Source organism: Bacillales bacterium (assembly GCA_035700025.1).
GTDB lineage: Bacteria > Bacillota > Bacilli > Bacillales > DASSOY01 > DASSOY01.
Genome location: DASSOY010000007.1, coordinates 27,264 through 53,490, shown reverse-complemented (window position 1 = coordinate 53,490; position 26,227 = coordinate 27,264). Strand labels below are relative to the sequence as shown.

Here is a 26,227-nt window from a genome sequence, read left to right as displayed (position 1 = left end):
AAGTCATAAGGTGTTGCAGTTTCCCGCAACACCTTAGGAAAGATTATTTAAACGAAATCGTCTCCGTCCGGATCATGCCGTCCGGCACGTGATGAAATCCTTCAACATACTTTTTCATTGTGATGAAGTTCTTTGGATGATACAAGAATACGTAAGGTACATCTTCCCATAGGGCTTGCGAAACTTTCCCATACAATTCAGCGCGTTTTTCTTGGTCGGAAGTCGTTCTCGCTTCACTCAGCCATTGGTCAACGTTTTCATTGGAATATCCCATCTCATTCAATGAGCCGTTGGTTGAGAACCATACATACGAGTTGCCGTCCGGATCCGCACGGCCGCTCCACCCGATTCTGAGCGCCTGGTAATCTCCGTTGCGCATTTGCTCAAGCATTGTTCCGAATTCGACCATCTCGATTTTCACTTGAATGCCAGCGGCTCCCAGCATCGATTGGATCATCTGACCAATCTTTTTCTCCAGCGGTTTCGGCGTAATTTTCAACGTAAAGTTCACGTTGCTGACGCCTGCTTCCTGAAGCAGCTGCTTCGCTTTCGCCGGATCAGCTTTCGGAATTTCGAGCGCTTCCGGATTTGCCCAACTCGAAGGCGGGAACGGGCTTACCGCCGGGGTCACGCCTCCAGCGAAGACGACTTTGGCAATGGCTTCGCGATCAAGAGCAATATTAACCGCTTTACGTACTTTTTTGTTATCGAACGGCGCTTTGTTCATATTGAGCATGAGCCCTTGAAATCCGAGGCCCGCTTTTTCCGAGACTTTAATGTTCGGACTGCTCTTTAACTTTTCCAGCTTATTCGTTGGAATCCGGTTGAGCATGTCCAAGTTTCCGGAAATGATGTTGGTTACCCGTGTATTTCCGTCTGGAAACGGTTTGTAGACGACGTTTTTGATCGCCGGTTTCTCGCGCCAGTAACCGTCGAAACGCGTCAGTTTCACATGGTCTTGTTGCACGCGTTCGACAAACTTATAGGGACCTGTACCTACTGGTGCGTTCGAGAAATCTTTGCCTTTTTCTTTCACCGCTGTCGGCGATACCATCATACCGGCACGGTCGGACAACACTGCCAAAAATGGTGAATACGGCTGTTTCAAATCAATTTCTATTTTGTATTCATCGACAACTTTGACAGCCTCGACAAGATTGATTTCCGATTTCCGGGGCGAACCGAGTTTCGGATCCAGCATGCGTTCAAAGTTGAATTTGACCGCTTCGGCGTTGAACGGTGTTCCGTCATGGAATTTTACACCTTCCTGAAGGTTGAAAACATACGTTTTCCCTCCATTCGTGATTTCCCAACTTTTTGCGAGTTCCGGCACGAACTCCAAGTTTTCATCAAGGTCGACAAGTGTGTTGTATAAACTTTGAAACACTTGGCGATCGACAGCTGCCGTCGATTTATGCGGATCAAGCTGCGGCGGATCATCGTCCAATCCAATAACAAGCGTGTCACGATTTTCTTTTTTCGTCGCTGCCTGACCAGCTTTTGAACCATTTGTGTTGTCTGACTTTCCGGAAGCATTGTTGTTCCCAGATTGCGAACCACAACCAGCTAATACAATCACGAGCGCAAGCAACATCACCATCGAACGATTACAAACGACTTTCAACATAATGGACCTCCCCATTTGACAAAATAGTTTAACAATTTAGAACATAGAAAAATACTTTTTTCGACAAGAACACCCTTTCTTTATGTAAAAATTGGCATTAAGCAACAAACATTGCCATTTAACTTTCGTTTGTTAACCTAATTTACAAATACACCTTACAAACGGCATTTTTGGTTAAGTAGGATTATAAAGCATATAAATGGAGAAGACAACCCGTTTTTCGAAGATTTATAAAAAAAAGACGAAAGGCGTTCCCAAAAAACTTTTTTGGAAACACCTTCTTAAATAACGATTCATCAAAACTTAGATTCTTCTACACTTGTGCAAATGACCTCTTACCAAGCGGCAACCATGCCGTCGGTCCTCGGCTCCGTTCCTCCGGTCAACACCCCGTTTTCCGGGTTGCGCCAAATGATTTGCCCGCGGCCGAAGCTGTTCGGCTCAAGCGCGATTCGGATGTCATGCCCGCGATCAGCCAATGCTGATGCGATATGATGCGGAAAGGTATGTTCGACTTCGACGATTTTCCCTTTCCGCCATTGCCAGCGCGGCGCGTCCAGCGCCGCCTGCGGGTTCAAATGGAAATCGATCGTGTTCATAATCACTTGCAGGTGACCTTGCGGCTGCATGAATCCGCCCATAACGCCGAACGGTCCGACGGCTTCGCCGTCTTTCGTCAAAAAGCCGGGGATGATCGTATGATACGGCCGTTTCCCGGGACGCAGCGCATTGTCGGAAGCCGGATCCAGCGAGAAATTATGTCCTCGGTTATGCAACGCAATTCCCGTTCCCGGGACGACGATTCCCGACCCGAATCCCATATAGTTGCTTTGAATAAGGGATACCATGTTTCCTTCCCCGTCGGCGGTTGCCAAATAAACCGTGCCGCCTTTCGGCGGTTCGCCCGGTTCCGGTTCCAGCGCCTCATTCGTAATCAACTTGCGGCGCTCTTCAGCATAGGCATCTGACAACAGCGCCTCCGTGCTTACCGACATGTCCCGCGGATCGGCGATATAGGTTTTCCCGTCGGCAAAAGCGAGTTTCAACGCTTCCATTTGTTTATGATACGTGTCGACCGAGTCCTTCGCGGCAAACGTCCACCCTTTCACCAAATTGAGCGCCTGCAAGGCAATGAGCCCTTGCCCGTTCGGCGGAATTTCCCAAACGTCGTAGCCTCGATAGTTTACGCGAATCGGGTCTACCCAATCCGGCTCGTAGTCCGCTAGATCTTCAGACGTGAGATAGCCCCCATGTTTCCGAGCACATGCGTCGATTTTTTCCGCGCCTTCGCCGCGGTAAAACCATTCCGCATCGGATTTGGCGATCGCTTTAAGCGTGGCCGCATGTCCCGGCGATGCCCACATCTCTCCGATTTCAGGGGCTTTGCCGTTCGGCGCAAACGTCTCAAACCACCCCGAAAACGCATCGCCTTCCAGCTTTGAAAATTTCTCATACCCTTTCTTCCAAAACCTGCCGAGCGTCGGCGAAACCGGGTAGCCATTCTCCGCGTACTCAATCGCCGGCCGCAGTGTTTCCGCCAGCGGCAATTTCCCAAACCGTTTCGACAGCGCCGCCCAAGCCGCAGGCGTCCCCGGCACCGTCACCGGCACCCAGCCAGTCTCCGGAATTTCCTCATGCCCGTCCGCTTTCAATCGGTCGATTGACATCGCTCGCGGCGCCGGTCCGCTCGCATTCAAACCGTGCAGCTTCCCTTTCATCCATACAAGGGCAAAGGCGTCCCCGCCGATTCCGTTCGATGTCGGTTCAACGACAGTTAGGCAGGCGGCGGTGGCAATCGCTGCATCAACGGCGTTCCCGCCTTTCTTCAAGATGTCGAGTCCGGCCTGAGCGGCGAGCGGCTGCGAGGTGGCAACCATGCCGTTTCGCGCAAATACCGGCTTTCGTGACGAGCCGTACGGATGATAAAGCGGTTGATTCAAGTGCAAGACAATCTCCCCTTTACAACATTTATGCAAAATCCATCATTTACTTCCAAATGTTAATGAATATTCGCAATTGAGACTAACATTTGTAGATGATTATAGAACATTATCCATCGGTAAGGCAACCGATAATTGTGACAACAACAAAGGCCGTCCGAAAGCGGGAAGACTCACTCCAGGACGGCGGCTCGTTATTTTTTTTTATAAAATGATTTCGACTTTCTGCTTCAGACGAGCAATCATAGTTTCAGCCCGGTGCGACTCTTGAATCGGCGCAATAAAATATGACTGCTGACACGCGTAATGCCTTCCAAGCTGTACAATTCTTCGTTGATAAATTGCTCCAGCCGCCGGAAGTCTTCAACAAGCACGTGCATGTGCAGCGTGCTCGGACCCGTCATTTGGTAACAGCTGGCGACACTTGGATTGTTCACGAGCGTTTCCGCTACTTCCACGAGATATGCCGGTTCACAATCAACCTCGAAAAATGCGGATACCTTTTTTCCGGCCATTTCAGAATTAACAACGACACTGAATTTCTCGATGATACCGCTTTCTTTCATTTGGTGGACGCGTTCGCGAATTGAAACGCGCGATAAGTTCAATTGTTTGCCGATATCGACATAAGACATTCGGCCATTCTCGGCTAACAAATCCAATATTTTCTTATCTGTTTCGTCGATTTTCATAAACTCACCTACTGTTGACATATTTCATTCCGGATTCCTGAGAAGACAACGTCCATTTCAAGCTGTTTGACTTTTGCCGAACTTACCCATGTACTGTATCCGATAGTTCGTGGGGTACGAAACTTGGAACTTGCTTTCAATTCCTTCGAAAGTCGCAATCAACAGAAACGCTGTCCCTCTATACCCCCATCCAAACCAGCCCTCAACGAGGACTCAAACCTTTCATGAACGCGACGACGGCCAGGTCGACTTTGCCCTGCGGCTGTTCGCGTTCCTCGAAGTTTTCTGTATGCAGAAACGAGGTCAACGCTTCGTAGAAGCGGTCGTCGTCGGATGCCTCGCCGGGTGCCAAGTAATTGAGGCGGACCAATTCGCCTTCCATTTCTTCGCGAAGGTCGCCTTCAATTTCGGCGACGTTTTCTGGTTTCGTTTCCGAGAAGTACAGCTCGTGCAGCTGATAAATGCGCGCCAGCTCTTTGATCGGCTTTTCGTGGTCGTCGACGCGAAGGTCGACGACCCGGTCGTTGAATCCTCCGTACCCGCCGCCTTCCCGCACGACGGCAAGCGCAGCCGACTGCCTTCCGCGCCGGTCGCCGCCAGCCAGCTGGCCGGCTTCGAGCGCAGCCAATAAACGCGATGCCAGCGAGCCGTCCACGCGCTCGAACGTTTCCGCCATCGCATTCACCGTTTCCTCATTCACCAAAATGTTCCCTTGCGCCGCGTAATGGTTGCCGATTCTCCCCCCGGCCCACTCAAAGCAGTCTTTCCCCGTGAACGTGGCTGCGGCTCCACTTTTATCAACAATCCCCACTTGGCGGAGATCCCGGTCCTCATCCGCGTCGGTCAACCGTTTCACGACCTCTTCGGCGCTCATGCCGCTTTCCAGCAATTTCAGCCCTTCCGGCCCGTACGACGTGTTGGCATACGACTGGGTAGCCACGGCGCCCGCCCCCGCTTTCAGCCAAGGCACAACGGAACCGACGGCAAGAAACTTCGATTGAACCGCGATTCCCCATTCTTCCGCCTCGGGATCATAGGCAGCAATGGAAAACGTTGCGACCACAGCTTGCGTTCCTTTCGCATCTCGATTCATGTTTCCGGTCCTCTCTGTATTGGGTTATGAAAAAAAATTCGCCACAACCGCCCGCAATTCCTTCTTGAGCGGGGAAAATGAGCTTCGGTAAGGTTCGGTATTTTATAAAAAAAAAGCCCCGCGAGCGTTCCCGCGGAGCTTGTCGTGGCAATGAAGTCCTATGCGTTGTTGGACGTTTCATTGCTCGTTTCGTCGTTCTTCGGTGCCTCGTCCTGCTTTTTCTGTTGCTTGGGCTCATCGGTTGCCGAAGACGAATCGTCTTGCTTCTTGTCCTTGTTCGTGTCGTCGCTCATCGATTTCAGCAGTTCCGCTTTGCTTTGGCCGAAATAGCTGACCGGATTGACCGGCTTGCCGTCTTTGCGAATTTCGAAGTGGACGATTACGCCCGCTTTTTCAAAATAGTCGCTTTGACCAGCCATGCCGATCTTATCGCCTTGCTCGACTTTGTCGCCTTTTTCGACAGCTGTGCTTTTCAGACTCGAATAAATGGTCGTTACACCATCGCCGTTGTCAACTTTGACGACATAGCCGAGTTCCGGGTCTTCCTCCGCTTTCAAAACGGTCCCGCTCAGCGACGCCGTAACCGCAAAACTTTTTCCGCTCTCGGTAGACAAATTGATCCCCGTGTTTGGACGGTAAGTATGATCGTTAAGGACGAGAGCAGCTTGTTGGTCTTCCAAAGAGGCATTGTAGTCGTAAAACGGTTTCTGCACGGTCACGGCATTCCGGTCTTTCACCGGCCATTGGAACTGTTCTTTCATCGTGTTTACCGGGACGGCGTCCTTGTTTTGATTGTAAAGCGAAGTCTCTTTTTCTCCCGAACCGTTTTTCGACGGATCGATCGAATAATCGCCTTCGTTCGGACCCGTTTGCATCCAGAGCACGGAAGCGATGACAATCGCCGCGAGTCCGAGATACACCGCCGGGTAAACCCAACGTTTTCTAGCAAACTTGCGCCATTTTGGCATGTTTTCCTGACGCGTCGATTGCTTTTCGTCTTTTTTCATGATTATCACCTCAGGAACCATTCTGATCACATTCCTGAGATTCTATACCTGAAATTCCATTTTCTTGTCGCCATTTTTCGACAAGACTGACTTTTTCACTTGTTCCTTATTTTACAGCGGTCAGCTTCGCCGTGTACGGCTTCAAGTCAGAAATCGATACGCCCCGGTAGTAATATTTTACAATTTGTTTGTACGTTTTGCCTTCCCCGGCGAGCCCGTTGGCGCCGTATTGGCTCATCCCGACGCCGTGTCCCCAGCCTTTCGTACGGACGATCACCTCATCGCCTTGCCGCGTCATTGAGAAATCAGTGGAACGAAGGTTCAATGTTTCCCTCACTTCCCGGCCGGAAAAGACGGTCCCGTCGATTTTGATCTCGCCGACCCGGTGACCGGGCGTCGTTTTGAGGACCTCGCCAATTTTTCCGTCTTCAGTTAAAGAGACTCCAAGTTTTGCTTCTACTTCCGCGGTCGGGATCGTTTCGGTTGAAGCAAACTTCGGCGACTGGCGGTCCCACGGACTTGGAACGCTTTGCAAATACGGAAGCGCGTTTTGCCAATACGCATCGGCACTTTCCGTATAGCCATTGCTCGTGGAAAAAAAGGCAACCGTGATCGGCTTCCCGTTGTAAGTGATGATTTGCCCTCTCGTTTCGTCGACCGCCTTGCGGATTTTCGCGATCTTCCAATCGTAGTCCGCTCCCCAAATCTCCTTTAATTGCTGCGGATCGTTGTACACCTGGTTCATCGGCGTATCCGTCACTTGCGCGCCGTCCGGCAAATTCAAGTCCGGCGGATTGAGCAAGTAGTGGACGATGTACGTGCGCGCCGCAAGCGCTTGCGCCTTCAGCGCTTCCAATTCAAAATTCGCCGGCATTTCTGAAGCGACCACACCGACGACATACTTTTCGAGCGGAACCGTCTCCACCTCATTTTCCGATGTGCGGTAAACCGAAATCGAGAACGGCGATATCGGCGCTTGTGGTTCCGGAACGTTTGCCTCCAACTCTGGCGGAGTGGCAACTGCGGTGCCGTCGTTTGAAAACGGCACGACGATCGCCGCCGGCACGACGAGAACGAATCCGAGAATTAAACAGGCTGCGATGAAATACGGCTTCACTGGCAACTCCCCCGTTTTTTTGCTTGTTCCTTCTAGTGTATGGGGGTGGACAAGCCTTTAGAACAAAGCGGTCGAAGACCGAAAAATGAAAAAAACCGACTTGCACCGCAAGCCGGTGAACGAAAAAAAGACCGGTTTCCCGGTCTTATGCGAATTTGGCGTTGACGGCTTTGAATGCCGCTTTGCTCTTTTCGGTTTGTGTTTCCACGGCGGCTATCGTTTCTTCGACTTGGATGCGTTCCACGATGGCACCGAGCGAACACAGCTTTTCGGTAAAATTTACGTAGCCGCGATCGATGTGCTCGAGTCCGCTGATTCTCGTAATCCCGTCGGCCGCGAGCCCAGCGATCGTCAATGCCGCGCCGGCTCTCAAATCTGTTGCCGTTACTTCCGCGCCTTGTAGAGGATTCGGCCCGTTGATGATGGCCGACCGGCCTTCAATTTTGATATCTCCGTTCATCCGCCGGAATTCCTCGACGTGCATAAACCGATTTTCAAATACCGTCTCCGTAATCACTCCGGTTCCGTGCGCCTTGAGCAGCAGCGCCATCATTTGCGGTTGCATGTCCGTAGGGAAACCGGGATGCGGCATCGTCTTGATGTCGACGGCCTTTAACTGCTCCGGCGCGATCACTCGCAATCCATGGCTTTCTTCTTGTATGACGACGCCCATTTCTTCCATTTTGGCGATGAGCGGACGCAAATGGGACGAAGTCGCTCCTTCGACGAACACGTTTCCTCCCGTGATCGCTGCAGCAGTCATGAACGTACCGGCTTCAATACGATCCGGAATGATTCGGTGTTCGGCACCTTCCAGTTCGTTCACGCCTTCAACGAAAATCGTTCCGGTTCCTGCGCCGGTCACTTTCGCTCCCATTCGATTCAAATAGTCGGCAAGGCAAACGATTTCCGGCTCTTCGGCCGCATTTTCGATCGTCGTTGTTCCTTCGGCGAGTGTAGCTGCCATCATGATGTTCTCCGTTGCCCCAACACTCGGAAAATCGAGATAAATTTTCGCGCCTTGAAGCTTCTCCTTCACGGTCGCTTCGATATAGCCGTTTCCGATCTTCACTTTCGCGCCCATCGCTTCGAAGCCTTTCAAATGTTGGTCGATCGGCCTCGAGCCGATCGCACATCCGCCCGGCAAAGCGATGCGGGCGCGTCCCGACCGCGCGAGCAGCGAACCCATCACGAGAAACGAAGCGCGCATTTTTCGAACATATTCAAAAGGAGCGTCCGTTTTCAGCAATTTTTCCGCGTTGATCGTAACCGTATGATCATTGAAATCTACATCGGCGTTCAAATGACGGATCACTTCTTGGATTGTATATACATCAGCAAGGGCGGGCACATCATGAATGATGCTGGTGCCGCTGCGTGCTAACAATGTTGCGGCCAAAACAGGCAGTACGGCGTTTTTCGCGCCTTCGGCTTTTACCGTTCCGCTCAACCGCCTTCCGCCGCGGACAATGATTTGTTCCAAAGTATTCCCCTCCGCGTCCAATTTTTCTATATTAATATTCAGTGGTAATGATTGGTGTTCCGATGGTAACCGCAATGTTGCCATCCTTCGTCTTGCGTAAGGCTACCTGCAAATTCATGCGGTGATTTCTGGTTGGGATGGATTGCTTCCACTGGCTAGTATATGCAGAGAGTGCAACAAACGTTTTTTCTTCGAGTTTCTCCACGGAAACGGCACCAAAGTCCCGGACCAATTGTCGTGCACCATTCATTAAAACAAAATCCATTGTAGCACCCGCATTTCCGCTTACACAAGTGAAAATGGTAGGATTTTTTACATGAATTTGTCGAATTCTGTTCGAAACGACCGAAACGATTTTTTCTTGATGGTTCCCGGACCAGTGGTCTCCTTCCATTTCGTACACGATATAAATGCCGAATTTGCCGTCTTTCGGATAAGCAAGCACTGTCAGCCGTTCGTGGAACCCAGCCTTATTATCGGTATGAGTGCCCGTAATCTTAAGATTGCCGTCATAATCCTCGTGCATTTCATCCCAGCGAAACTTGTTCAAGTGATGCTTTAGTCCCTCTACCATGCGTACGTACCCTTTGCGCCCCATGGTTAAACCACCATTTTTTTTTGTGTACAAATGCCAGTGGTTTATGTCTATGTTTCGTTCTTTCATAACTTGAACAATTTCACCGAGTGGTTCCGTTATCCGCTCCGTTGCCGCTTCCGTATGGGCATAAGAAGCAAAAAACAAAACCAAAAGAAAAGCCGCCGACATCCATTTCGTGTTCCCCATGTGCGATTCTCCCTTCTATTCACCATTGTTACCTGGGAGAGAATGCGCATACATGGAATATGTAGACATCCATCGACAAAAAAGATCGTCCGTTAAAAAAGGTAAGGAATGCGCAGCGACTGGATGAAATAATTGTAAAAAAAGTTCCCTGCCAACGTTCCGATTGCTACTGTCAATAAAATAAGCAGCACTTTCGCTCGGGGGCTGTTCGGATCCTTTAAAAATACGTCCAAGCGAAAACTTTGCAGCGCCCACCAAGTCACCGCCAAAAAAACCAAGTGAACGACAAGATACAGGACCGCTTGCACGCCCAGTTGTGTTAAAGGACTGATTCCAAGCATGCTTTATCAACCTCCAGTCCTAGTAAAAGCTGCCACGGTTCTATCAAAACCGTCAAAATCCAACACAATTGTCTACATTATAGCATAATTTCCCGGGAAATGACGCCGAATTTTTATGGGAATATGCACCTAATGCTTTGAAAAACGCTGGCGCGTCTTTCTAGAAGTTAGAGGTGTGAGGTTGGATTGGGATAAATCCGCGAGAATGACGGATGGAATTGGAGGCCAAAAAACACACAATCAAACCTTTCGGCAACCGCTCGCGTTAACGGGGGGTGAAATGGAAAATCTGACCGGGTCGGCGGGCGGCGGTGCGTATCGCAAAAAAATGGAGGCGGAAATCATTGCGATTTCCGCCGCTAATAAGCGTTGCTGTGTGTCCGCTGACATGCCAGCGCACCGGTCAGCCCTTTTTGAAAAGCTCGGCGAGCGGGAAATGGTCGTGCAGGAAGCCGAGGACGGTGCTCGGAAAAATCCCGATGCCGATCGTCGCGATGAGGCAGATGACAGCGACGATACCGGCCGCAGGAGGCAGCATCCATCTGCCGGAGGAAGCGGATGGGCGCAGGAACATTTTCGCCATGACGACGAAATAGTAAAAATAGGCGATGACGGTCGTGGCGATCATGATTGACGCGAGAGCGTAATGGTCGGAAAACAGCGCTTCGACGAACACGTCGAATTTGGCGACAAAACCGGAGGTGAACGGAATGCCGGCCAGCGATACGAGAAAAACGGCGAGAGCGACCGCAGCGAAAGGGGAGCGGCTGTAAAGCCCGTCGTACGTCTTGAGTTGGCTGCTGTTTTCGCGGCTTGAGACGGCCTGGATGACGGCGAAAGCCCCAAGGTTCGTGAATAAGTAGGCGGCCAAGTAAAACCAGACGTTCGTCAAGGTTAGTTGCGTAAGACAGACGAACGGAACGAGTACGTAGCCGGCCTGAGCAATGCCGGAGTACGCGAATAATCGTTTAATGTTCGTTTGTTTCAATGCGGCGGTGTTTCCGTAAATCATCGCGGCAGCTGCAAGAACGGCCAAATACGGTTGAACCGTTGTAAAAATGGACTCCGGACCCGCTGAAGACGAGACCGCGGCGCCGGGGGCATGCAAGAAGGCGACGAGCATCAGACGAAAGAGCAAGGCGAAGCCGGCGGTCTTGGAAACGACGCTTAAGAAGGCGGTCACCGAAGTCGGCGCTCCTTCGTACACGTCGGGAGCCCACATGTGAAACGGAACGGTCGCCAGCTTGAAGGACAAACCGGCAAACAAGAGAATAAAGGCGAAAACCAGCAGGAACCGTTCATCGAAAACGACCGGATGATGGGCGTCCGCATTGAAAACTTCACTGATTGCGTATAAATTGGTCGAGCCGGAGAAACCGTACAAGTAGCTCATCCCGAACAAAATGACCGCGGTGGCAATTCCGCCGTTGACTATATATTTAAAGGCGGCTTCGTTCGACGAGCGGTCGCTTTTATGAAGCCCAGCCAACAAGTACGACGAAAGCGACAACAATTCGAGCGAGACGAACAACGTAATTAAATCGGCGCTCGAAGTGAGCATCATCGCTCCGGTTAAGGCGGACAACAGCAAGAAATAAAATTCCGCGCGTTCGGAAAGTTCGCCGGGGCGTTCGTCCCGGCAGGACAAGAGCAGAACGAATCCGGTTCCGACGAGCAGCAGCAATTTAAAGGCTAGCGCAAACGCATCGACACGATAGGCGCCGAACCATATCGAAGTGACCGGCGTTCCGATTTGCGCGAGGCAAATGACGAACGCCACCGCGATGCCGGCGAGTGCTGGCCAGACAAACGTGCGTCTTGGCAAAGCCTTATCGATGACGAGATCGGCGATGAGTAATAAAACCGCCGTTGTGAAAATCGTGATTTCCGGAGCCATAATCCCCCATGGCACTTGTAGAAACGATTGCAAGTTCATCATGACCCTCCCAATGCAACAAGGACAGAATCAACCACGGCATGCAACGGCTCACTGATGACGGCCGGATTGACCCCGATCCATAAAATAAACGCCAGCAGGACCACCGACGGCCCCCATTCGACCGGGCGCAAATCGCCGATGTTTTTAAAGGAAGCTTTGCCGAACGTCATGTTCATAACTGCCCGCAACATATAGACAGCAGTAAGAATGATGCCGATCGTGCCGATCGCCGCCAACAGCGGCTTTTGTTCGAACAAGCCGAGAAACGCCGTGAATTCGCTGATGAATCCGGACATCCCCGGCAAACCGAGCGAAGCGAGCCCGCCGGCCAGCAGGAAGCCGCCGATGCGGGGCGCTGAACTGGAAAGACCGGAAATGTAGCGGATTTCCGTCGTTCCGGTGCGAGCGTAGATCGCGCCGACGAGGAAAAACAGCAAGGCCGAGATTAAGCCGTGGGAAATAACTTGGAACACGGCGCCTTGCACGCCGGCGGCGTTGAGCGCGGCGAGGCCGAGCAGGACGATGCCCATGTGCGAAACGCTCGAGTAGGCCAGCACCATTCGGAAATCGGTCTGCTTGAAGGCGATGAGAGCGCCGTAAAGCAGATTGATGAGCCCGAAGACGGCGAGCGCGACGCTGAGTTCAGCGAACTCATGCGGGAAGAGCCCGAGCGCGAAGCGGATAAGGCCGTAGGCGCCGATCTTCAGCAGGATGCCGGAATGGATCATGACGGTCGGCACGGGCGCTTCGGCATGGACGCGCAGCATCCAGCTGTGAAGCGGAAAGATCGGCAGCTTGACGGCGAAAGCGGCAATTATGGCGGCGACGAGCGCCATGCGGAAGCCTGGTTGCGCGAGCGGGTTGCCGCTGCCGAGCGAAGCGAGGTCGAGCGCTTGGAGCTCGGCGATGTTGAGCGTGCCGGTCGTCGAGAAAAGGATGATGAAAGCGATGAGCATGACGGCCGAGCCGGCGCCGTTGTAGAGGAGGAACGTGAACGCGGCGTTTTCGCGTTTCGCGAGCCCCCATTTGGCAATTAGGAAATACGTCGGAACGAGCGTCATTTCGAAAAAGGCAAAAAACAAGATCAAGTTTTGTGCGCAAAAAACGCCGAGCATGCCGACTTCCAGCAGCAAAAACAGCAAGAAGTAGCCTTTGACAGCTTTGTCGATGTTCACGGAAGCCGCGGCGGCGAGCGTCGAAATGACGGTCGTCAGCAAAATGAGCGTCAGCGAAAGGCCGTCGATGCCGAGCGCATAGTCGATTTCGAGCCGCTGGCCGGTGAGCGGATCGACGGCGATTTGGATCCACGGCACCGAGGTTACGTATTGCAGAAAGTCGACGGACCTGTCGAATCGCGCGTAAGCGATGGCAGCGAGCGCGAGCGGCAGGAGCGTCGCCAGAAACCCGACCCATTTGACGGTAGACGTCAACGTTTTCGGCGTAATCGCCACGATGAGCATGCCGACGAGCGGCGAAAAAATCAAGATGGAGAGAAAATAAGGTTCGATCATTGGAAATACCCTCCCGACACGGCCAAAATGACGATGATGACGACGAAGCCGAACAAAACGACCGTTCCGTACGTCTGCACTTGACCGGATTGCAACCGGCGCGCAGCGCTGCCGATCAGACGGACGGATGCGGCGCAAGCTTCAACGAGTCCGCCGATGATAATACGGTCCAAAACTGCGAAAAAGTCGCCGAGACCTGACGTGAATGCCACGATCGTATGGCGGTAGCCTTCATCGATGTAATATTTGCGTTCGAGCAGCCGGTACAGATGCGGGACGCGGGCGGACAGCCAATCACGAGTGAGGCTGCGCTGGCCGTACATGAGCCAAGCCAAATACATGCCCGCCAGGGCGACGGCGATCGCAAGCAAGCTGACCCACCACGGGGACTCCGCCGTTTCGAGATTCGGCGCCAGCCAGTCACCGAGAAACGTGCCGAACCATGGCGTGTTCAAGTAGCCGGCAAAGACGGCGCAAAAACCGAGTACGGCCATCGGTACGAGCATCGATTTCGGCGATTCTTTGACGTCCGCCGCCCGTGATTCCCCGAAAAAGACGAGGAAGAAGAGACGGAACATGTAAAAGGCGGTAAAAAAGGCGGCGGCGATCGCGACGATGAACAACAGCCAGCGCCCGGCCCCGAGCGTCGAAGCGAAAATTTCTTCTTTGCTGAAAAAGCCGGACAAAAGCGGAAAGCCGGACAGCGCAAGCGCTCCGATAAGAAACAGCGGCGCCGTCACACGCATCGACTTCCACAGACCGCCCATCTTCTCGATGTCTTGCTTATGGACGGCATGAATGACACTGCCGGCCGCCAAAAACAACAACGCTTTGAAAAAAGCGTGGGTCATGAGGTGAAACATTGCGGCGACATAGCCGCCGACGCCGAGTGCCAGCATCATGTAGCCGAGCTGGCTCACCGTTGAATAGGCGAGTACGCGCTTGATGTCGCGCTGCACGAGACCGATCGAGGCGGCGAAAATGGCGGTGAAGCCGCCGACAATCGCGACGACGAGCATCGCAGCCGGTGAAGCGAGAAAGAGCGGATACATGACGGCGACAAGGTAGACGCCGGCGGCGACCATCGTTGCCGCGTGAATGAGCGCGGAAACAGGCGTCGGGCCTTCCATCGCGTCAGGCAGCCACGTATGGAGCGGAAACTGCCCGGATTTGCCCATCGCTCCGATGAAAATGAGTATCGCGGTGAGCGTGATCATGCCCGGGGCGATTTGGCCGGCAGTCACGGCATCGAAAATCGCATCAAAAGCGAAACTGCCGGTTTGCCAGAATAAAAGGATCATGCCGATGAACAGCGCGACGTCGCCGATCCGGGTCACGATGAACGCCTTTTTCGCTGCCGCTTTCGCGGCAGGTTGATCGAAATAAAAGCCGATCAACAGGAACGAGCAAACGCCGACGAGCTCCCAAAGGATGTAAAATTCGAGCAAATTCGGCGCAAGCACGAGCCCGAGCATCGAAAACGTGAAAAGTCCAAGATACGCGAAAAAGATGCCGATGCGCGGGTCCTCCGCCATGTACCCCTTCGAGTAAACGTGTACGAGAAAGCTGACGAACGCAACAAGCGCAAGCATCAGCGCGTTGAGCGGCTCGACTTGATACCCCATCGTCAGTGTGACGGCGCCAATTTTTAACCAATCGAAGTTGGCGGCAATCGTGTTTCCGTCGAAAAGCACTAGAAGCGAAAGCACGAATGAACAAAAAGTGAAGATGATTCCTGTGTAAGCCGCTCCGGCTTTCCAACGTTGCCCGAACAGCAGCAGCACTGCGAAGGACACGAGCGGAAACAGCGGAACGATCCATGCGAAGTGAACCATGGACACCCCTCCTTAACGTTTCAGGCGATTCATTTCATCCACGTCAACCGTGGATTTGTTGCGGTACAGCGCAAACAGAATCGCCAGCCCGACGGCGGCTTCGGCAGCGGCGACGGTGATGATGAACAACGCGAACACTTGGCCGTCGATGCCCGGCGTCATGCCGTATTTCGCGAACGCGACGAAGTTCAAGTTCACCGCGTTCAGCATGAGCTCGATGCAAATGAGCACAATCACCGCGTTTCTTTTTGTAAGCGCTCCATACAACCCGATGCAAAACAAGATCAAAGCAAGAATGAGATAGCTCGGTAAGGGAAGCTCATTCACGATCATTTTCCTCCTCGTTGCGTGCCATCAAGACTGCCCCGACAAGCGCCACCAACAGCAACAGCGAGGCAATCTCGAACGGAAGCAAGTAGTGCGTGTACAATTCGATCCCGATTTGCTGTGTATTGTCGTCTTGCAGCGATTTCGCCGCGCGGCCGAAATCCAAATCGCGGATGCCGTAAAACATGATCCCGAAAAATACGAGCACTCCGGCGGCAACCGTGAAATGCCGCCATTTGCTGACCACTTCTTTGGCCCGGTCGTTATGCTTCGTCAACATGATTCCGAAAAGCATGATAATCGAGACGGCCCCGGAATAAATCAATATTTGCACGACAGCGACGAACTCCGCCGAAAGCATGATGTAAATGCCGGCCAGTCCGAGAAACGTAAACACGAGCGCCACGACCATATGGATCACTTTTTTTAAATTCAACATCAGGACGCCGCCTACAATCGAGGTTAACGCCAAGATGAAAAACGCAATCAGTTCCCCGCTCACGTCTTGTTCTCCTTCCTGACGTTCGTATCGTTCTCATCAAGCCATTGCAAGTCTTTGTACAATTCATCGCGGCTGTACTCGGCAAGCTCGAAATTGTTCGTCATCACGATCGCTTCGGTCGGACAAACTTCCGTGCAAAGATCGCACAAAATGCAAATCTCAAAATTGATGTTGTACGTCTCGATGATTTTCCCGCGTTTTTCTGGATCGGGATTCGGTTTACCGGTGAGCGAAATGCAATCGGTTGGGCAAACATTGACGCATTTGTTGCAAACGATGCACTTTTCCGGATAAAATTTTTGAATCCCCCGGAAGCGGTCCGGCATTTTCAGCGTGTCGTCCGGGTAATTGTAGGTGACTTTTTGCTGGCTCAAGCTTTTCAGCGTGTACTTCAATCCTTTGGCAAGCCCTTTTCCGAACATCGAATCCCATCCTTTCGATTTCTTTAGAGCAACGACTTGACGAGCGCGGTCACGAACAAGTTCAACAACGCCGCCGGCAATAAAACTTTCCAAGCAAACGTCATCAGCTGGTCGGCCCGGAGACGCGGAAACGTCGCGCGCAGCCAGACGAGGAAAAAGATGACGAGCATGAATTTCAATGAAAACCAGAGGATGCCGGGAATGAACGCCAGTCCCGGAATCGGATGCCAGCCGCCAAGGAACAGGACGGTCGTGAGCGCCGCCATGCCAAACATGTAGGCGTACTCGCTCAACATGAAAAACGCCCAGCGAAACCCGGAATATTCCGTATGGTAGCCGGCAACAAGTTCAGATTCGGCTTCCGGCAAGTCGAACGGCGTCCGGCTCAGCTCCGCGATCGCGGCAATCATGAAAATGATGAAGCCGAGCGGTTGAACGAAGATAAAAGCGACATGCGATTGCGCACCGACGATGTCCGCCAAGTTCAAGCTGCCGGCGAGCAGAATGACGCCGACGACGGAAAGCACGAGCGGAATTTCGTAAGAAATCATTTGCGCGACGGCGCGCATGCCGCCGATGAGCGCGTATTTGTTATTGGAAGCCCAGCTGCCGGTCAGCACGCCGATGATCGTAATGCCGGACACCGACATGTAATAAAGGAGGCCGACCCCGACATCGGCGAATTGCAGGTGGGCGGAAAAAGGCAGCACCGCCAGGACCGCAAAGGCCGGCACGAATGCGATGACCGGCGCGAGAATGTAGAGCGCGCGGTCGGCTTTCGCCGGGATCGTGTCTTCCTTGATGAGCAGCTTGACGACGTCGGCGACGGTTTGCAGCAAGCCGAAGCGGCCGCCGACTTTGTTCGGGCCGATGCGCAGCTGCATGAAGCCGATCACCTTGCGATCCGCGAGGATCGCATATGTGACGAAGCCGAGAACGACGGCGAGCAGCGCAGCACCGGCGATGAAAAAGATGAGGGCGTTCAGCCAACTCGGCGGTGATGTGAGAAGCTCGTGCATCAGCCGTCCACCTCCCCGAGTACAATGTCGATCGCGCCGAGAATCGCGACGAGGTTCGACATGTTTGCGCCTTTCAGCAGCTTCGGCAAGATTTGCAAGTTGTAGAAAGACGGCCGCCGGAATTTGAGCCGGTACGGCTCTTTCTTGCCTTCGGAAGCAATGTAGCAGCCGATTTCGCCGCGCGGCGACTCGATTCGCACGTACGTCTCGCCTTTCGGCGGCTTGATGACACGCGGTTCATTCGTGAACTTGCCTTCCGGAATTTGTTCGACCGCCTGTTCTAAAATGTTGAGCGATTGCTCGATTTCCGCCATCCGGCATTGGTATCGCGACCATGCATCCCCGTCTTCACGAACCGGAACTTCAAAGTCGAACCGGTCGTAAATCGAGTACGGTTCGTCTTTTCGCAGATCCCACTTCACCCCGGTACAGCGCAAGTTCGCGCCGCTGAGCGAATACTCGAGCGCATCGGCCGCCGTGTACGTCCCGACATTTTTTACACGGGTCGTGAAAATTTCGTTTCCGCTCACAAGCTCGTGATAGCCGGCCAACTGCTCGCGCATATACGGAACAAATTCTCTTACCTTATCGATCCAGCCTTCCGGCGCATCCCATTTGACGCCGCCGATGCGCATGTAGTTGAACGTCAAGCGCGCCCCGGAAATCTCGTTTAACAGATTAATAATGACTTCGCGTTCGCGAAACGCATACAAAAACGGGCTCATCGCCCCAATATCAAGCAAATACGTGCCAAACCAAACAAGATGACTGGCGATGCGGCCAAGCTCCATGACGATCACCCGCAAAAACTCGGCTCGCTCCGGCAGCTCCAGCCCCATCATCGTCTCGACCGCGTGGCAAATGACATAGTTGTTCGTCATCGCCGCCAAATAATCCATGCGGTCGGTGTACGGAATGATTTGCGTATACTCAAGATTCTCCGCCAGCTTTTCCGTGCCCCGGTGCAAATAACCAATCACCGGCTTTGCTTCGACGATCGTCTCGCCGTCAATTTTTATCACAATCCGAAACACCCCGTGCGTGCTCGGATGCTGCGGTCCTACGTTCAAAAGCATTTCCTCGGTGCGAATCAACGGCTACACCTCCGCGTCGTGCGGCTCATAATCTTTTCGGAGCGGATGCCCGACCCAATCGTCCGGCATCATGATGCGCGTCAAGTTCGGATGCCCTTTAAAGCGGATCCCGAGCAAATCATACGCTTCCCGCTCCGGCCAGTCCGCCCCTTTCCAGACCGGCGTCACCGAATCAATCTCCGGCGCGTCGCGGTCCACTTTCACCTTCAGGGCCACCGCCTGACGATTTTTATAAGAATATAAATGCAAATACATTTCCATGTGCGTCTCAAAATCCGTCCCGTGAATCTCCGCCAAATACTCAAAATGCAGCCGCTCGTCGCTCTTCAACAACTCAGCGACCGCCCGGTACGCCTCCGGCTTCGCCACCAACGTCGGCACTTCCTTCGCCAGCCTGTTGATGTACGCCGCCTCCAGCGCCTCGTCCCCGAGCCGCTCCTTGATCACCGCGACGTACTTCGCCAGCAGCGGCTCATTCACCGACGGCGCCTCCGGCTCCGCCTGCGCTTCGCGCTTCGCTGCCGCTTTCTTCGCCGCCGCCTTCGCCTTCATCGCCGCGATCTTCTTCTCGCGATCGCTCTTGTCGCCGGCTTCGCCGTCCGCTTGCTTCTTCTGCGCCGCGAGCGCCTTCTTCCGCTTGATCTCCGCTACGCGCTGCTGCGCAGCGGACTTCGCGTCCGCCGCGGGCTCGCCTTCGCCCGCTTTCCGCTTCGCCGCTTCCTTCTTTCGCTTGATCTCCGCTACGCGCTCTTCGGCCGAAAGCTTCTTCCCAGCTTCATCGCCACCGGCTTTCTTTGCCGCGGCTTCCGCCTTCCGCCGCTTAATCTCCGCGACTCGCGCTTCCGCGGCCGACTTCTTATCAGCGTTCGGCTCCGGCGAACCGCCGGCTGCCGCTTCTTTTTTCCTTTTGATTTCGCGCACGCGCTCTTCAGCGCCTTTCTTCGCACTGCCCGCGGAACTCGTTTCCTCCGCTGACCCGGCCTGCGCCGCTTCCTTCCGCCGCTTAATCTCCGCCACACGCGCTTCCGCGGCCGACTTCTTATCAGCGTTCGCCTTCGCCGAATCAGCGGCGGCTGCTTTTTTTCTTTTAATCTCCCGTACGCGCTCTTCAGCCGAAAGCTTCGCCTCGCTTTTCACTTCCGCATCGCCTTCAGCCGCACGCTTCGCTTCTTCCTTCCGCCTCTTAATCTCTCTTACACGTTCTTCCGCGCTTTTCTTTCCTGAAGTCTTTTCGTCTTGCTCCGTAAGCGCTTTCTTTTCGTCCCGACGATCATCGTTCGCCAACGCGCTTCACCCGCTTTCCGGTTTTCGCTTCTTGGCGAATTTTTTCTTGCAATTTATGAATGCCGTAAATGAGAGCCGCGGGATTCGGCGGGCACCCCGGGATGTACACATCAACCGGAACGACTTGATCGACGCCCTTCACGACCGCGTAAGAATACACATATGGACCGCCTGCGGTTGCACACGAGCCCATCGCGATCACCCACTTCGGATCCGGCATTTGATCGTACAACCGGCGAATGACCGGGGCCATTTTTTTCGTAACCGTTCCTGACACAATCATGACGTCCGACTGCCGCGGAGACGTGCGAAAAATCGAACCGAACCGATCGAGATCATAGTGGGATGCACCAGTGCCCATCATTTCAATCGCGCAGCAAGCGAGCCCGAATGTCATCGGCCATAACGAATTGCTTCGCGCCCAAGCTTTCATTTGCTCGAGCGTGACGAGAAACACGTTTCTTTTCAGCTCTTCCTGTTCTTGAGGCGTAATACCGCTCAAATCTAATTCCATTTCAACACCTTCTTTTTCCAGGCGTAAAGGAGGCCGATCAACAGCATGACCATAAAAATAAACATCTCGACGAGGGCGAAGATGCCTAATTGGTCGTACGCAACGGCCCACGGATACAAAAAGACGGTTTCCACGTCAAAAATCACGAACAACAAAGCAAAAAGGTAATAGCGAACATTGAATTGAACCCAACTGTCCTGGAACGGGTCGATGCCGCTTTCGTAAGTGATCGCTTTTTCAGCTGATGGTTTATTCGGTCGCAAAATTTTCCCAGCCGTCAGCGCAACCACCGGCAGCAACACGCCTAAAACAAAAAATACGGCGATCATCAAGTAGCTGTTTTCATACAGATTCATCGCCATACCTCCCGCCTTCATCTTTATGTTGAATCTTTCTTATTATAGCAAAAGTCAGATTTTATGTCGACGACACCCTTATTGAGGAAAATCGTGGCGGAACGTTTGATTTCGACAGATAAAATTGATGCCGGTGACACGGCTCGGTTCCGAAAATCTCATGCTTTGTTAAAATCGTGCATCAGATTCGCTATTTCCAAAAACCACCCGGAAATCGATGCGATTTCCGGGGTTTCTTAAAAAATAGCGTTCTCTATGAGCGATAATCGGTAAAAATCGCGAATTCGATCCAAATAGCGTCTCTCATGAGCGATTTCAGCAGTTCGATCAATCGGAAATTTTCGGTTGACCGAAAATCTCATGTTATATTAAAAAACGTGCATCAGATTCGCTATTTTCTTAATATGCCCGGTTTTTAAATGGAAACGCTCATGAGAAGCGCTATTTCCAAAAACCTTACGGAAATCGATGCGATTTCCGGGGTTTCTTAAAAAATAGCGTTCTCTATGAGCGATAATCGGTAAAAATCGCGATTTCCATCCAAATAGCGTTCCTCATGAGCGATTTCAGCAGTTCTACCAATCGGAAATTTTCGGTTTACCGAAAATCTCATGCTATATTAAAAAACGTGCATCAGATTCGCTATTTTCCTAATATGCCCGGTTTTTAAATAGAAACGCTCATGAGAAGCGCTATTTCTAAAAACCACCCGGAAATCAATGCGATTTCCGGGGTTTCTAAAAAAATAGCGTTCTCTATGAGCGATAATCGGTAAAAAATCGCGATATCCATCCAAATAGCGTCTCTCATGAGCGATTCCAGCAGTTCGACCAATCGGAAATTGTCGGTGCCACCGACAAATGGGTGAATCGTACATGAGAAGCGTAGATATGCCGCTAACGAGCGGCATCGCTTTCCGAGCATCAGAAAGATTCGCTTTTGAGACGCCTTCTAGTTCTAGGCGTTTCATTCTTTCTTTATGTCGGTCAGTACATCTTCCACTTCGTTCGCCAAGTTCCTAAGCGCGTCCGTTATTCCGCTGAGCAATCGGCTTTCCCATGCTTGCTGCGCTTCTTTCAGGTACGTTTCTGCTTCACGGACGATCGTCTTGACGATCGCTTCGCTCGTTTCGATTTGATGGCCAAGGCGATCGAGCAGCTCACGTCCCGTTTCAGTTTGTTGGCGAAGACGGCGGAGCGCATCCGTTGCCTCGTCCGCAGAAACTGACGAGCAGCCCGGCGGCACGTCGATGCCGGCGGCTTGCTGTTGCAAGCTGTTCAATCGCGCCTGAAGCTGTTCCAGCTTCAGCCGTCGGTCGTTGGCCGCTCCCTTTAACTGACGCAGCTCTTCTTCTTGCCGTTTCAAGTCCTCCGCTTGTTCCTTTAACCGTGTAAAATTTTCCCGGTCCGGCTCGGCGGCGACAAGCGGTTCGATTTCACCATGAATTTCTTGCAACCGCTTCTTTAATTGATCAACCGCTGTTAATTCGTCATTCGTTTTCGCCGTCGCGGCGGTGACGGTTTTTTCGAGCTCATCGATTGCACTCTCGAGTTCGCCCAAACGTTTCTTCAGCGCTTCGACACCGTCGCATACGGTTTGCTCGAGGTCTTCCGGCAAGGATGGCAACTCCCCTGCTTCCGCCTCATCGAGCAAACCGCCAACAGCTTTTCCGGTTTGTCCGCCAACGATACCATCGACCGCGCCATTGACAGTTCCGGCAGCCGCTTGTTCGATCGTTTTCGCGGTTTGTTCGACTTTATCGACCTCATCGCCGTGCATCCCCTTACCAACAACCGACGTCTGCTTGTTCTGCCCGTCATCTTTCCCGCTGCTGCACGGCAACAAAGGCACGTTTCCGTTCATCAGCTTTTCAATCGCCTCTCGCAACGAAGCGGCACTGGTTTGTTGCAACTGTTGCAACCAGTCAGGCGCGGACGGCCGGTCGAGCCCGTGCCTTCCCGGAACCGCGCCAATCTTTGCTTGCTCGAGCCGGAGGCGGCTCGCCGATTGATAATGGGCAACCATCGTCACGTTCTTTAGCACGAGTTGCGGCCGCGCTTCGCCGAGTGTTAAGCAAGCCCCGCCGAACGTGAACGCCGAAGCATCGACCTTCATGTTTTTCGCTTCTGCCGAAGCGGCGTGCACTTTTACCGTCATCGGCCCTTCCGGCGTCGCCAATTGCTTCGTCATCGACAACCCTCTGATGACCGCCGACCGATAACGGAACCGCAGCAACGGTCGTCCGTTTTTGACGACGATCGTCGGGGGCAGCATGTCGCCGGAAATCCGGTTGGCATGGATGACGAATCCATGCGGCGATTCGCCCGCGGCTGCCGCATCTTGCCCGCCTATCGGTACGGCGAGAAACGCCATGACGACAACGGCCAGCCACATATGCGGTTGTCTGATCGTCCGTGTGAACGGCTTCATTTTTATTCTCCTAATCCGGGTTCCTCAAGCTGTTCTTGTACGGCGCTGATTTCTGTTTCGCTCGAAACCATTTCCGGCTGCCAAGCAATGCACAACGCGCCGCCGATGATGCCAATGATGGTGCCAATGACGAATCCGCCGAGCGCACCCATGATCGACAACACGGAAAGAAAAATCGTCACTACGCCGAACACCGTCGAAAACGGCGGGTACCTATAAGCCATGCTGCCGATGATCACGATCAATCCCCCGAACAACAATCCGACAAAGGCAAAACTCCCGGGAGCAAAAGCGATCGCGTACAATTGTACGGGAATGTATAAAATCATGATCCCGGAAAGCAGCGTTAACGTCGCTCCCCAAAACGGCCGCTCGCTTCGCCACCGTTTGAACGGACCCGCCTGGATTACATCCTCCCGCCGCTTTCGCTGTTTTTCCGTCTTTTTGGCGGCATTTTGCTCGATTTTCGCCATCTTCTCACCTCTTTGTTCCGGTTGCCGAACCGTTCGCGTTTACTTGTCGGGAATGTCTTCGACGTATATTTTCGTTCCATTCAACGTAACCATGCTTTGAAACAAATAGTCGGTCACGATGCTCGCGTTTTTGATCACGAGATGACTCGCTTCCTGGGTAAACTCTTTCGTGAAATCGTCTGTGTTATGCTCGGCGATCGCCAAATCGTTGAACTGGAAATTCCCTTCGATGAATCTGGCGTCCTGAATGAGGCCTTTGATTTTCACCGGTTTGTCGGCGGTGATGTTCAGGCGGATATCGTTCCCGCCCGGCAACGTGATGTTTTTGTAAATGTGCAAGCCGTAAACGGTCGCTTCGTCGATTTTGTTGCGGACCATCGGCGCTTTGTCTTTGTTGCCGGTTTCGCCGAGTTTCGGAAAAAATTTAAAATTCGTGCCGACAAGCTTATCGAATTCGACGTGAAAGTTGCCGATTCCACCGATCGGCATCGCAAAAGCGACTCCGGAAATACCAAAAGCCGCCGCCAAGCCGCCGAGCATGAGAAATCCCGCAAGGAGCGCCGCGAAAAACTTCTTTTTCACGATACGTCCCGCAACGATGCAAGACGCTTCTTCCGTAGGTTCATGACGGAGCACTGCATTCATGTTCTTCTCCCTCCGCATTGTTCGAATTTGAATAGGAAAACGCTTACAATTTTAATTGTATGCACAGTCTTGCCCTCCGACAATTCCGAGACGTGTGGGGATTTGCCAGACGCCTCCCGACGAATGAAGGGTTGGTTCGGATGAAAAAGAGCTTCCGCAATTCGCGGCGTACCCCTGTAAAAGGAACCATTGTGTCCGAAATTTGTTGAATAGGAAGAAATCGGAAAAACGAAAGGAGTCGGCTCGATCATGGCGCTTTCCTTGGATCGGCAGCTGAAAGCGGTTTTGCAAACCGGATTGGATTTGGTCAGAAGCCACCGAAATTTCATCGAGGATGAATGGGCAGCCATGCGTGCGCAAGTCCGGGAACATGGAGGAAAAACAGCGGCGGCGATGGAAACGGGCATCGATTTTTTTGCGAACCATTTTTTCAGCGAGCCTGCGGAAGACGCAAACGTTTTTTTTATAAAATTGGAAGAAAGCGCCTGCACCGTTGACGCCCGGTTCCATCCGAATCACGTCATCTTTGTCGTCACGATGTTAGAAAATGCTGTTCACCGCGCGGTTTCCGGCGATACCGGCGCCGACTCCCGCCGCAATCACCAAGCAGTGCAATTTTTATTTGGGCAAATCGGCGAACTCCTTCTGTCGACCCCGTTTCACGAACAAGTGAACATCACCCGACTAGTGGAACAGCTCGTTTCCTCCCGGCAATTGCCCGTCGACTGGGTGGCCCGTGCAAAGCAACGCCATTCCCGCTATGAAGTGACGGCGATCATCGGACCGGACGGGTTGTGCCGACGGGAAACCCCATTGGCAGCCGAGTCGGTTTTCTTGTTGTCCGAGAAGCTCTTAGCGGCGTTCCCGTCTTCGTCAACTAAAGAAAGACACGTCTTGCCGGTCCCCTGGAGAGAGGAAACGTTGTTGATCGGCACATCCGGTCAAGATGCAGCATCTCTCCTTCCTTTTCTGACGTTCGTGTTGCAAATTCACGCTGCCGGCGAGTCGATGCGGCAGTTTACACAGCAAAAGCAACAATGGAAAGACGCCGTGCGCTTGTTCAACAATTGGATCATGCCGGCGGGAACGCTGAGAGAAGCGTTGGAAAAAGTGACGCAAGGGTTTGTCAACTACTTGCCGTTTGAAAGGTGTGCGCTGTTTGCCTATTCCGACGACGACCGTACCGGATCCGGCTTGTTCGGCTGCGAGCTCAATGCCGATGAAATTCGCCGCATCAAGCTCCCCATCGAACACGTACCGTTGCTGGAAAAGAACTTGAAAAACCTCCTGCCGCACGACCATCACATGAGACTTTGGCAGCCGATCTACATTCCTTCAGCGGAAGAAGCGTTTCCATTGCAATACGTTCGCAAGTTTCAGCTGAAAACGGTCGTGGTCGCTCCCGTGTACGTACCGTCCGAAAACAAGCTGATTGGGGCCGTCGTCTTGGACCAAGGACCGGAAAAGTCGTTCAAAATGCCGCGCGAAACATTCATGGCGCTCATGCACTTCGGTCAAAGCGCCGGCGAATTGCTGACAAAATACGGAGGAGACGAACCGGAGCGAACCCGGACCAGTTTCTCTTATCAGCTCTCACAGCGAGAGCTCGACGTCTTAAAACTGATGGCCGACGGCGCCACGACGACCGAGGCGGCGGAACACCTGCATTTAAGCGAATATACGGTGAGAGATTACGTTTCGACAATCATGCAAAAAATGAACGCCCGCAACCGCACGGAAGCAGCGGTTCGGGCAGTGAGAAACGGCCTTATTTAAAAACAAAAAACAGCCC

The 26,227-nt window shown here is 52.8% G+C and carries 24 protein-coding genes; 1 reads left to right on the top strand and 23 read right to left on the bottom strand.

Going from position 1 to position 26,227, the window contains the following annotated elements; translation table 11 throughout:
- Nucleotides 1-43 precede the first annotated feature (43 nt).
- The 23 genes from VFK44_01495 to VFK44_01385 form a co-directional block, all read right to left on the bottom strand.
- Nucleotides 44-1,627: an ABC transporter substrate-binding protein gene (locus VFK44_01495; protein HET7627037.1), complete on the bottom strand. Its 1,584-nt coding sequence runs from the start codon at nt 1,625-1,627 to the stop codon at nt 44-46.
- Nucleotides 1,628-1,962: 335 nt separating this feature from the next.
- A complete protein-coding gene (locus tag VFK44_01490; GenBank protein HET7627036.1) occupies nt 1,963-3,504 on the bottom strand; it encodes a gamma-glutamyltransferase family protein in 1,542 nt (513 codons plus the stop codon).
- 305 nt (nt 3,505-3,809) lie between these two features.
- On the bottom strand, nt 3,810-4,259 hold the full coding sequence (locus VFK44_01485; GenBank protein ID HET7627035.1) for an Lrp/AsnC family transcriptional regulator: 450 nt from the start codon (nt 4,257-4,259) through the stop codon (nt 3,810-3,812).
- Nucleotides 4,260-4,461: 202 nt separating this feature from the next.
- Nucleotides 4,462-5,352, bottom strand: coding sequence for a DUF1028 domain-containing protein (locus VFK44_01480; protein ID HET7627034.1), 891 nt, complete (start codon nt 5,350-5,352; stop codon nt 4,462-4,464).
- Between the two features lie 158 nt (nt 5,353-5,510).
- A complete protein-coding gene (locus VFK44_01475; protein ID HET7627033.1) occupies nt 5,511-6,359 on the bottom strand; it encodes a M23 family metallopeptidase in 849 nt (282 codons plus the stop codon).
- A gap of 106 nt (nt 6,360-6,465) precedes the next feature.
- Nucleotides 6,466-7,476, bottom strand: a complete 1,011-nt coding sequence (spoIID, locus tag VFK44_01470) for a stage II sporulation protein D (protein ID HET7627032.1) — start codon at nt 7,474-7,476, stop codon at nt 6,466-6,468.
- A 145-nt stretch (nt 7,477-7,621) separates the two neighbouring features.
- Nucleotides 7,622-8,959 (bottom strand): UDP-N-acetylglucosamine 1-carboxyvinyltransferase, encoded by a 1,338-nt coding sequence (murA, locus tag VFK44_01465; GenBank protein HET7627031.1) that lies wholly within the window; start codon nt 8,957-8,959, stop codon nt 7,622-7,624.
- Between the two features lie 31 nt (nt 8,960-8,990).
- The gene (locus VFK44_01460) at nt 8,991-9,725 is read right to left on the bottom strand and encodes a YwmB family TATA-box binding protein (GenBank protein ID HET7627030.1); all 735 of its coding nucleotides are present in this window, start codon (nt 9,723-9,725) and stop codon (nt 8,991-8,993) included.
- Between the two features lie 110 nt (nt 9,726-9,835).
- A complete protein-coding gene (locus VFK44_01455) occupies nt 9,836-10,084 on the bottom strand; it encodes a DUF1146 family protein (protein HET7627029.1) in 249 nt (82 codons plus the stop codon).
- Between the two features lie 403 nt (nt 10,085-10,487).
- A complete protein-coding gene (nuoN, locus tag VFK44_01450; GenBank protein ID HET7627028.1) occupies nt 10,488-12,020 on the bottom strand; it encodes an NADH-quinone oxidoreductase subunit NuoN in 1,533 nt (510 codons plus the stop codon).
- Nucleotides 12,020-13,534, bottom strand: coding sequence for an NADH-quinone oxidoreductase subunit M (locus VFK44_01445; GenBank protein HET7627027.1), 1,515 nt, complete (start codon nt 13,532-13,534; stop codon nt 12,020-12,022). The genes nuoN and VFK44_01445 overlap by 1 nt, the downstream gene beginning before the upstream one ends.
- Nucleotides 13,531-15,369: an NADH-quinone oxidoreductase subunit L gene (gene nuoL, locus VFK44_01440; GenBank protein HET7627026.1), complete on the bottom strand. Its 1,839-nt coding sequence runs from the start codon at nt 15,367-15,369 to the stop codon at nt 13,531-13,533. The genes VFK44_01445 and nuoL overlap by 4 nt, the downstream gene beginning before the upstream one ends.
- Before the next feature lie 12 nt (nt 15,370-15,381).
- Entirely contained in the window at nt 15,382-15,696 is a 315-nt protein-coding gene (gene nuoK, locus VFK44_01435; protein ID HET7627025.1) for an NADH-quinone oxidoreductase subunit NuoK, read from the bottom strand.
- Nucleotides 15,689-16,198, bottom strand: a complete 510-nt coding sequence (locus VFK44_01430) for an NADH-quinone oxidoreductase subunit J (GenBank protein ID HET7627024.1) — start codon at nt 16,196-16,198, stop codon at nt 15,689-15,691. The genes nuoK and VFK44_01430 overlap by 8 nt, the downstream gene beginning before the upstream one ends.
- A complete protein-coding gene (gene nuoI, locus VFK44_01425) occupies nt 16,195-16,620 on the bottom strand; it encodes an NADH-quinone oxidoreductase subunit NuoI (protein HET7627023.1) in 426 nt (141 codons plus the stop codon). Before nuoI ends, VFK44_01430 begins: the two co-directional genes overlap by 4 nt.
- A 23-nt stretch (nt 16,621-16,643) precedes the next feature.
- Nucleotides 16,644-17,642 (bottom strand): NADH-quinone oxidoreductase subunit NuoH, encoded by a 999-nt coding sequence (nuoH, locus tag VFK44_01420; GenBank protein HET7627022.1) that lies wholly within the window; start codon nt 17,640-17,642, stop codon nt 16,644-16,646.
- Nucleotides 17,639-18,733 (bottom strand): NADH-quinone oxidoreductase subunit D, encoded by a 1,095-nt coding sequence (locus VFK44_01415; GenBank protein ID HET7627021.1) that lies wholly within the window; start codon nt 18,731-18,733, stop codon nt 17,639-17,641. Before VFK44_01415 ends, nuoH begins: the two co-directional genes overlap by 4 nt.
- Before the next feature lie 3 nt (nt 18,734-18,736).
- A complete protein-coding gene (locus tag VFK44_01410) occupies nt 18,737-20,017 on the bottom strand; it encodes an NADH-quinone oxidoreductase subunit C (GenBank protein HET7627020.1) in 1,281 nt (426 codons plus the stop codon).
- Nucleotides 20,004-20,531: an NADH-quinone oxidoreductase subunit B family protein gene (locus VFK44_01405; GenBank protein ID HET7627019.1), complete on the bottom strand. Its 528-nt coding sequence runs from the start codon at nt 20,529-20,531 to the stop codon at nt 20,004-20,006. The genes VFK44_01410 and VFK44_01405 overlap by 14 nt, the downstream gene beginning before the upstream one ends.
- On the bottom strand, nt 20,522-20,887 hold the full coding sequence (locus VFK44_01400) for an NADH-quinone oxidoreductase subunit A (protein HET7627018.1): 366 nt from the start codon (nt 20,885-20,887) through the stop codon (nt 20,522-20,524). The genes VFK44_01405 and VFK44_01400 overlap by 10 nt, the downstream gene beginning before the upstream one ends.
- A 966-nt stretch (nt 20,888-21,853) precedes the next feature.
- The gene (locus VFK44_01395) at nt 21,854-23,317 is read right to left on the bottom strand and encodes a hypothetical protein (protein HET7627017.1); all 1,464 of its coding nucleotides are present in this window, start codon (nt 23,315-23,317) and stop codon (nt 21,854-21,856) included.
- 2 nt (nt 23,318-23,319) lie between these two features.
- Nucleotides 23,320-23,790, bottom strand: coding sequence for a DUF6114 domain-containing protein (locus tag VFK44_01390; GenBank protein ID HET7627016.1), 471 nt, complete (start codon nt 23,788-23,790; stop codon nt 23,320-23,322).
- 39 nt (nt 23,791-23,829) lie between these two features.
- Nucleotides 23,830-24,435 (bottom strand): DUF6230 family protein, encoded by a 606-nt coding sequence (locus VFK44_01385; GenBank protein HET7627015.1) that lies wholly within the window; start codon nt 24,433-24,435, stop codon nt 23,830-23,832.
- Between the two features lie 249 nt (nt 24,436-24,684).
- Between VFK44_01385 and VFK44_01380 the strand changes: the two genes are divergently transcribed.
- Nucleotides 24,685-26,211 (top strand): response regulator transcription factor, encoded by a 1,527-nt coding sequence (locus VFK44_01380; GenBank protein HET7627014.1) that lies wholly within the window; start codon nt 24,685-24,687, stop codon nt 26,209-26,211.
- The last annotated feature ends 16 nt before the right edge of the window (nt 26,212-26,227 follow it).

Excerpts from the sequence above, each read along its gene's own strand:
- VFK44_01495 (HET7627037.1), bottom strand. The coding sequence starts at position 1,627 with ATGTTGAAAGTCGTTTGTAATCGTTCGATGGTGATGTTGCTTGCGCTC.
- VFK44_01490 (HET7627036.1), bottom strand. The coding sequence starts at position 3,504 with ATGGTTGCCACCTCGCAGCCGCTCGCCGCTCAGGCCGGACTCGACATC.
- VFK44_01485 (HET7627035.1), bottom strand. The coding sequence starts at position 4,259 with ATGAAAATCGACGAAACAGATAAGAAAATATTGGATTTGTTAGCCGAG.
- VFK44_01480 (HET7627034.1), bottom strand. The coding sequence starts at position 5,352 with ATGAATCGAGATGCGAAAGGAACGCAAGCTGTGGTCGCAACGTTTTCC.
- VFK44_01475 (HET7627033.1), bottom strand. The coding sequence starts at position 6,359 with ATGAAAAAAGACGAAAAGCAATCGACGCGTCAGGAAAACATGCCAAAA.
- VFK44_01460 (HET7627030.1), bottom strand. The coding sequence starts at position 9,725 with ATGTCGGCGGCTTTTCTTTTGGTTTTGTTTTTTGCTTCTTATGCCCAT.
- VFK44_01455 (HET7627029.1), bottom strand. The coding sequence starts at position 10,084 with ATGCTTGGAATCAGTCCTTTAACACAACTGGGCGTGCAAGCGGTCCTG.
- nuoN (HET7627028.1), bottom strand. The coding sequence starts at position 12,020 with ATGAACTTGCAATCGTTTCTACAAGTGCCATGGGGGATTATGGCTCCG.
- VFK44_01445 (HET7627027.1), bottom strand. The coding sequence starts at position 13,534 with ATGATCGAACCTTATTTTCTCTCCATCTTGATTTTTTCGCCGCTCGTC.
- nuoL (HET7627026.1), bottom strand. The coding sequence starts at position 15,369 with ATGGTTCACTTCGCATGGATCGTTCCGCTGTTTCCGCTCGTGTCCTTC.
- nuoI (HET7627023.1), bottom strand. The coding sequence starts at position 16,620 with ATGTTCGGAAAAGGGCTTGCCAAAGGATTGAAGTACACGCTGAAAAGC.
- VFK44_01405 (HET7627019.1), bottom strand. The coding sequence starts at position 20,531 with ATGGAATTAGATTTGAGCGGTATTACGCCTCAAGAACAGGAAGAGCTG.
- VFK44_01400 (HET7627018.1), bottom strand. The coding sequence starts at position 20,887 with ATGAATCTGTATGAAAACAGCTACTTGATGATCGCCGTATTTTTTGTT.
- VFK44_01395 (HET7627017.1), bottom strand. The coding sequence starts at position 23,317 with ATGAAGCCGTTCACACGGACGATCAGACAACCGCATATGTGGCTGGCC.
- VFK44_01390 (HET7627016.1), bottom strand. The coding sequence starts at position 23,790 with ATGGCGAAAATCGAGCAAAATGCCGCCAAAAAGACGGAAAAACAGCGA.
- VFK44_01385 (HET7627015.1), bottom strand. The coding sequence starts at position 24,435 with ATGAATGCAGTGCTCCGTCATGAACCTACGGAAGAAGCGTCTTGCATC.
- VFK44_01380 (HET7627014.1), top strand. The coding sequence starts at position 24,685 with ATGGCGCTTTCCTTGGATCGGCAGCTGAAAGCGGTTTTGCAAACCGGA.